Source organism: Streptomyces sp. NPDC006265, from assembly GCF_040613555.1.
In the GTDB taxonomy this organism is placed as follows: Bacteria; Actinomycetota; Actinomycetes; order Streptomycetales; family Streptomycetaceae; genus Streptomyces.
This window is the reverse complement of sequence record NZ_JBEXSH010000468.1, coordinates 1-7,017: the sequence shown is the minus strand read 5'-3', so window position 1 is coordinate 7,017 and position 7,017 is coordinate 1. Positions and strand designations below refer to the sequence as shown.

Here is a 7,017-nt window from a genome sequence, read left to right as displayed (position 1 = left end):
TGCCAGAAGACATCGAAGGCGGCGCGGGCGTCCTCGGGGGTGGGGCGGGTGCAGTCGGCCGGCAGTTCCCGGACCCGCCGCAGCGAGCGGTGTCCCGCGAGCCGTGCGGGCGGCCTCGTCCGCGACCGGATTCCCGTCCGGGGCGTCCGGGCCGATTCCGAACGCTGGGTGGACTTCGGCCGTGTACGGGGGAGAGACGTGGGAAAGCAGAGAGGAACAGAACGTCGGATCAAGGCGGGAGAGGACGGGCCGACGGCCCGCCCGGCAGGTGAACGCGGGCGCGGTCGACGCCGGCGGAGTCTTCGACGTGGTGTGCGCGGCAGTGGTCGCGGCATCACCGGACTCTTTCGAAATAAACCGGAACTGACTGAGATCTTGTGTCGTTGCAGGTAACGAGAGGGCCTATTCACCTGAACGGAGGTACGCCGCAGTAGAGGGTGACGACATCCGTCCGGGCGAGATATGTTCGGTGAGAGGGAAAGCCGCAGGCCACACCTCTCAAATCCGAATGCCGTGCTGTGGGTTTTTTCTTCATCACTCGCGACGGTGGAGTGGAGATCTCGCTCACGGGGGAGGAGGTGGAAGTCACCGAGTCCGAGGTTCCGGGACTCACCGGAGCCTGGTGCAAAAGGGAGACGCTCCGCACCGAAGCGGAGCGATCCGGGAACGGAGTTCTGCGTGGACATCGTCGTCAAGGGCCGCAAGACCGAGGTGCCCGAGCGGTTCCGGAAGCACGTGGCCGAGAAGCTGAAGCTGGAGAAGATCCAGAAGCTCGATGGCAAGGTGATCAGCCTCGACGTCGAGGTGTCCAAGGAGCCCAACCCCCGGCAGGCCGACCGTTGCGACCGAGTGGAGATCACGCTCCGCTCCCGCGGTCCGGTGATCCGGGCGGAGGCAGCGGCGAGCGATCCGTACGCGGCGCTCGACCTGGCGGCGGAAAAGCTGGAAGCCCGGCTGCGCAGGCAGCACGACAAGCGGTACTCGCGCCGTGGCGCGCGCCGGATCCCGGCCGCCGAGGTCGCCGACCACGTCCCGGGCGTGGCGACGCTCAACGGAAACGGCCTGGTGCCGGCTCCCGAGGAGGAGCCCGAGGCCGTACCCACGAAGAAGATCGGCTCGCTGGAAGTGCAGGGTGACGGCCCCATCGTCGTCCGTGAGAAGACCCACGTCGCAGCACCCATGACTCTCGACCAGGCTCTCTACGAGATGGAACTGGTCGGGCACGACTTCTACCTGTTCGTCGACTCCGAGACCAAGGAACCGAGTGTCGTCTACCGACGGCACGCCTACGACTACGGCGTGATCCACCTCAGTACGGACACGATGGTCACGCAGGCGCACTCCCCGGACGCGGGCGGTGCGCTCGGCGGCTGACCATGCCGGGTGACAGCGGAACAGGTGCCCCTGGAGCGCGTGTGCGCCCCCAGGGGCACCCCCGTGCGACCATTTCGCGCCCCGCTCCGGCACCCCGGTGCCGCCCGGGCATGAAATCATGGTGGCCACGGCCCAACCGGTGGGTCGTTGCTCTGGGTTGGCGATGGCTCAGGACCTCAGGCCGCAGCCTTCAGGGGGAGGAACGATGGCGGACAGCTTCGGACCGATGCGTGACGAGGATGCCGGCGACGGCGTCGTCGGCATGGGCCCGGACTCGGGGACTCCACGCAAGGAACCGATCAGAGTCCTTGTGGTGGACGACCACGCCCTGTTCCGCCGTGGTCTGGAGATCGTGCTCGCGGCCGAGGAGGACATCCAGGTCGTCGGGGAGGCGGGCGACGGCGCCGAGGCCGTCGAGAAGGCTGCCGACCTGCTGCCCGACATCGTCCTGATGGACGTGCGGATGCCCAAGCGGGGCGGGATCGAGGCGTGCACCTCCATCAAGGAGGTGGCACCCAGCGCCAAGATCATCATGCTGACGATCAGCGACGAGGAAGCCGATCTCTACGACGCCATCAAGGCGGGTGCGACCGGTTATCTCCTCAAGGAGATCTCCACGGACGAGGTGGCGACCGCCATTCGCGCGGTGGCCGACGGGCAGTCGCAGATCAGCCCGTCCATGGCGTCGAAACTCCTCACCGAGTTCAAGTCGATGATCCAGCGCACGGACGAACGCCGACTGGTGCCCGCTCCGCGCCTGACCGACCGCGAACTGGAAGTCCTCAAGCTGGTCGCCACGGGAATGAACAACCGTGACATCGCCAAGGAGTTGTTCATCTCCGAGAACACCGTGAAGAACCACGTCCGCAACATCCTGGAGAAGCTGCAGCTGCACTCCAGGATGGAAGCGGTGGTGTACGCGATGCGGGAGAAGATCCTCGAGATCCGCTAGGGCCCGGCCTGGGTCACGGCCCACGGTGGGGCCAGGGCCCCGGTCTCGGCCAGGGCCCGCGGTCTCAGCCGAGAAGGCGGGCGAGTTCCTTCGTCAGAGGCTCGCGCAGCTCAGGCGCGTCGACCCGCTCCACGCGGACGTTCGTGCAGTCCACCCAGGTCGCCGCCTCCGCCAGGGCCTGGGCGACCGCCGGCACGGCCTTCGGGCCGTCGAGCGTGACCTGCTTGGCCACCAGCGTGCGGCCCTCGCGGGCCGGGTCCACGCGGCCGACGAGACGCCCGCCGGCCAGCACCGGCATCGCGAAGTAGCCGTACACACGCTTCTGTCTGGGCACGTAGGCCTCAAGGCGGTGTGTGAAGCCGAAGATCCGCTCCGTGCGCGCCCGCTCCCAGATCAGGGAGTCGAAGGGGGACAGGAGCGTGGTGCGGTGGCGGCCGCGCGGCGACGTCTCGAGGGCCGCGGGGTCGGCCCAGGCCGGCTTGCCCCAGCCCTCGACCGAGACCGGGACCAGACCCGAGTCCGCGATCACCGCGTCGACCTGCTCGCCCTTGAGCCGGTGGTAGTCGGCGATGTCCGCACGGGTGCCGACCCCGAGGGAACGGCCCGCCAGGCTGACCAGGCGGCGCAGGCACTCGGTGTCGTCCAGCCCGTCGTGCAGCAGCTCCTCCGGGACGGCGCGCTCGGCGAGGTCGTAGAGGCGCTTCCAGCCGCGGCGCTCCACGCAGACCACCTCGCCGTACATCAGGGCGCGTTCGACGGCGACCTTGGAGCCGGACCAGTCCCACCAGTCGCTCGTCCTCTTCGCGCCGCCCAACTCCGTCGCGGTGAGAGGGCCTTCGGCGTGGAGCTGCTTGATGACCTGGTCGTAGGCGCCGTCGGGCAGCTCGTGGTTCCAGTGCGGGCGGTTGCGGTAGGCGCGGCGGCGGAAGGCGAAGTGGGGCCACTCCTCGATGGGGAGGATGCAGGCGGCGTGGGACCAGTACTCGAAGGAGTGCGCGTCCTGCCAGTAGGCGTCCTCGACCGTCTTGCGGCCCACCGCGCCCAGGCGGGCGTAGGGCACGAGTTCGTGGGAGCGGGCCAGGACCGAGATGGTGTCGAGCTGTATCGCGCCCAGGTGGCGGAGGATGCCACGGACGCCGGAACGGCGGTCGGGCGCGCCGAGGAAGCCTTGGGCGCGGAGCGCGATTCTGCGGGCCTCGTCGGCGGTGAGGTCTGCGATGGGGCGCGGGGTGGTCATGGCCGCAGAGTAGGGGGTGGGACTGACAACGGGGCGTGACCTGCGGGTCTGCCCGGGCGGCCGGGCCGGTCAGGGCGCCGGCAGGTACGGCGCCGTGGACGGGAGGCCCATGTCCGAGGGGAGCAGGGAGCCCACCCAGGTGTCCCGGCGTACTCCCTTGTTGTTCGTCGCGGAGCGCAGCCTGCCCTCGATCGTGAAGCCCGCCCGTTCCGCCACCGCGCGGGAAGCCCGGTTGCCGACCTCCGCGCGCCACTCGATGCGGTCCAGCGCGGCGTGGGTGAACGACCAGCGGCAGGCGGCGAGGGCCGCCTCGGTGACGTAGCCGTTGGCACGGTGCTCCTTCGCGGCCCAGAAGCCGATCTCGCCCATGCCCAGGGCGCGCATGGTGATGCCGAGCATGCCCGCCAGCTCTCCGGAGCGCGGGAAGAAGCCGAAGGCGAACATGGAGCCGTCCGCCCAGCCGTCCGGCACCAGTTGCTCCGTGAAGCTCCGGGCGTGCTCGCGCAGGTAGGGCGAGGGGATCGTGGTCCAGCGCCGGATGTCGGGGTCCTGGCAGGCGTCGTACACCGCGTCGGTGTCCTGGGGGCCGACCGTGCGCAGCAGGAGGCGGTCCGTGGTGAGGGTGACGGGGTCCATCGGCCGATTCTGCTCGGAGGCCGTTCCCGATGCCAGATGTTTGCCGTCGGTGAAGAGATGGTCACGCGTTGTGCAATTCGGTGGTGAGGTGCGGCACCATCCGAGGGCGCCGCCCGTTGTCCCCTTTGAAGCAGACGTGAATCAGAATTGAAGCAGCGGGCGGTCGCCGTCACGGCAGGCCCTCCCGGCGCGGTGGGGTCCTCGCATACGATGGCCGTTGCTCAGTAAGTCAAGTGGCAACCGACCGTCCCAGGCCCGACCGGCAAGGAGACCAACCCCCGTGTCCGTCCTCTCGAAGATCATGCGTGCAGGCGAAGGCAAGATCCTGCGCAAGCTGCACCGCATCGCGGACCAGGTCAACTCCATCGAAGAGGACTTCGTCGACCTCTCCGACGCCGAGCTGCGCGCCCTCACCGATGAGTACAAGCAGCGCTACGCCGACGGCGAGACCCTGGACGACCTGCTGCCCGAGGCTTTCGCCACCGTCCGCGAGGCCGCCAAGCGCGTCCTTGGTCAGCGTCACTACGACGTGCAGATGATGGGTGGCGCGGCCCTGCACATGGGTTACGTGGCCGAGATGAAGACCGGTGAGGGCAAGACCCTCGTCGGCACCCTGCCGGCGTATCTGAACGCCCTGTCCGGCAAGGGCGTCCACATCATCACGGTCAACGACTACCTGGCCGAGCGCGACTCCGAGATGATGGGCCGCGTCCACCGGTTCCTGGGCCTCGAGGTCGGCTGCATCCTCGCCAACATGACGCCGGCTCAGCGCCGCGAGCAGTACGCCTGCGACATCACGTACGGCACGAACAACGAGTTCGGCTTCGACTACCTGCGCGACAACATGGCGTGGTCCCAGGACGAGCTCGTCCAGCGTGGCCACAACTTCGCCATCGTCGACGAGGTCGACTCCATCCTCATCGACGAGGCCCGTACGCCGCTGATCATCTCCGGTCCGGCCGACCAGGCCACCAAGTGGTACGGGGACTTCGCCAAGCTGGTCAAGCGCCTCAAGCGCGGCGAGGCCGGCCAGCCGCTCAAGGGTCTTGAGGAGACCGGCGACTACGACGTCGACGAGAAGAAGCGCACGGTCGCCATCCACGAGTCCGGTGTCGCCAAGGTCGAGGACTGGCTGGGCATCGACAACCTCTACGAGTCGGTGAACACCCCGCTGGTGGGCTACCTGAACAACGCCATCAAGGCCAAGGAGCTCTTCAAGAAGGACAAGGACTACGTCATCATCGACGACGAGGTCATGATCGTCGACGAGCACACCGGACGTATCCTCGCGGGCCGCCGCTACAACGAGGGCATGCACCAGGCGATCGAGGCCAAGGAAGCGGTGCCGATCAAGGACGAGAACCAGACGCTCGCCACGATCACCCTCCAGAACTTCTTCCGCCTCTACAAGCGCCATGACCACAACGAAAAGGAACAGCCCGGCCTCTGCGGCATGACCGGTACGGCCATGACCGAGGCCGCCGAGTTCCACCAGATCTACAAGCTCGGCGTGGTGCCCATCCCGACGAACCGGCCGATGGTCCGCAACGACCAGTCGGACCTGATCTACCGGACCGAGGTCGCCAAGTTCGAGGCGGTCGTCGACGACATCGAGGAGAAGCACCGCAAGGGCCAGCCGATCCTGGTCGGCACGACCTCCGTCGAGAAGTCCGAGTACCTCTCGCAGCAGCTCAGCAAGCGCGGCATCCAGCACGAGGTGCTCAACGCCAAGCAGCACGACCGGGAGGCGACGATCGTCGCCCAGGCCGGCCGCAAGGGCGCCGTCACGGTGGCCACCAACATGGCCGGCCGTGGTACGGACATCAAGCTCGGCGGCAGCCCGGAGGACCTCGCCGAAGCGGAGCTGCGCCAGCGCGGCCTCGACCCCGAGGAGCACATCGAGGAGTGGGCGCACGCCCTGCCCGAGGCGCTCGAGCGGGCCGAGAAGGCCGTCCAGAACGAGAAGGACGAGGTCGAGAAGCTCGGCGGGCTCTACGTGCTGGGCACCGAGCGGCACGAGTCGCGGCGCATCGACAACCAGCTGCGCGGACGTTCCGGCCGTCAGGGCGACCCGGGCGAGTCCCGCTTCTACCTCTCCCTCGGCGATGACCTGATGCGCCTGTTCAAGGCCCAGATGGTCGAGCGCGTGATGTCGATGGCGAACGTCCCGGACGACGTGCCGATCGAGAACAAGATGGTCACGCGCGCGATCGCCTCCGCCCAGTCGCAGGTCGAGCAGCAGAACTTCGAAACGCGTAAGAACGTCCTGAAGTACGACGAGGTCCTCAACCGCCAGCGTGAGGTCATCTACGGCGAGCGCCGCCGCGTCCTGGAGGGCGAGGACCTGCACGAGCAGGTGCAGCACTTCATGGACGACACCATCGACGCCTACATTCAGGCCGAGACCGCCGAGGGCTTCCCGGAGGACTGGGACCTCGACCGGCTGTGGGGCGCCTTCAAGCAGCTCTACCCGTGCGACGTCACCGTCGAGGAGCTGGAGGAGGCGGCCGGCGACCGCGCCGGGCTGACCGCCGAGTTCATCGGCGACTCCATCAAGGACGACATCCACGACCAGTACGCGGCGCGTGAGGCGCAGCTCGGCTCCGAGATCATGCGTGAGCTGGAGCGCCGGGTCGTGCTGTCGGTCCTGGACCGCAAGTGGCGCGAGCACCTCTACGAGATGGACTACCTCCAGGAGGGCATCGGCCTGCGCGCCATGGCACAGAAGGACCCGCTGGTCGAGTACCAGCGCGAGGGTCTCCACCTCGAGGATGATCTTCGCGGCGCGGGCCTGCTCCAGCAGCTCCTGCGCGATGGA

The 7,017-nt window shown here is 68.2% G+C and carries 5 protein-coding genes; 3 read left to right on the top strand and 2 right to left on the bottom strand.

Annotated features, from left to right (window positions below; genetic code table 11):
- Positions 1 to 678: 678 nt before the first annotated feature.
- Both raiA and ABZ281_RS30595 read left to right on the top strand, forming a co-directional pair.
- Entirely contained in the window at positions 679 to 1,374 is a 696-nt protein-coding gene (raiA, locus tag ABZ281_RS30600; RefSeq protein ID WP_030837593.1) for a ribosome-associated translation inhibitor RaiA, read from the top strand.
- A 205-nt stretch (positions 1,375 to 1,579) separates the two neighbouring features.
- Positions 1,580 to 2,326 carry a response regulator transcription factor gene (locus tag ABZ281_RS30595; protein ID WP_298559666.1) on the top strand — a complete coding sequence of 249 codons (747 nt, stop codon included), beginning with the start codon at positions 1,580 to 1,582 and terminating at the stop codon, positions 2,324 to 2,326.
- A gap of 64 nt (positions 2,327 to 2,390) precedes the next feature.
- On the opposite strand, the gene ABZ281_RS30590 is transcribed toward ABZ281_RS30595, so the two are convergent.
- The gene (locus ABZ281_RS30590) at positions 2,391 to 3,563 is read right to left on the bottom strand and encodes a crosslink repair DNA glycosylase YcaQ family protein (RefSeq protein ID WP_356660703.1); all 1,173 of its coding nucleotides are present in this window, start codon (positions 3,561 to 3,563) and stop codon (positions 2,391 to 2,393) included.
- A 69-nt stretch (positions 3,564 to 3,632) separates the two neighbouring features.
- Entirely contained in the window at positions 3,633 to 4,199 is a 567-nt protein-coding gene (locus ABZ281_RS30585) for a GNAT family protein (RefSeq protein WP_356660701.1), read from the bottom strand.
- A 280-nt stretch (positions 4,200 to 4,479) separates the two neighbouring features.
- Here ABZ281_RS30585 and secA point away from each other — a divergent pair.
- Positions 4,480 to 7,017: preprotein translocase subunit SecA (secA, locus tag ABZ281_RS30580; protein WP_356660699.1), on the top strand; the 2,538-nt coding region annotated here is incomplete at its 3' end.

Excerpts from the sequence above, each read along its gene's own strand:
- ABZ281_RS30595 (WP_298559666.1), top strand. The coding sequence starts at position 1,580 with ATGGCGGACAGCTTCGGACCGATGCGTGACGAGGATGCCGGCGACGGC.
- ABZ281_RS30590 (WP_356660703.1), bottom strand. The coding sequence starts at position 3,563 with ATGACCACCCCGCGCCCCATCGCAGACCTCACCGCCGACGAGGCCCGC.
- ABZ281_RS30585 (WP_356660701.1), bottom strand. The coding sequence starts at position 4,199 with ATGGACCCCGTCACCCTCACCACGGACCGCCTCCTGCTGCGCACGGTC.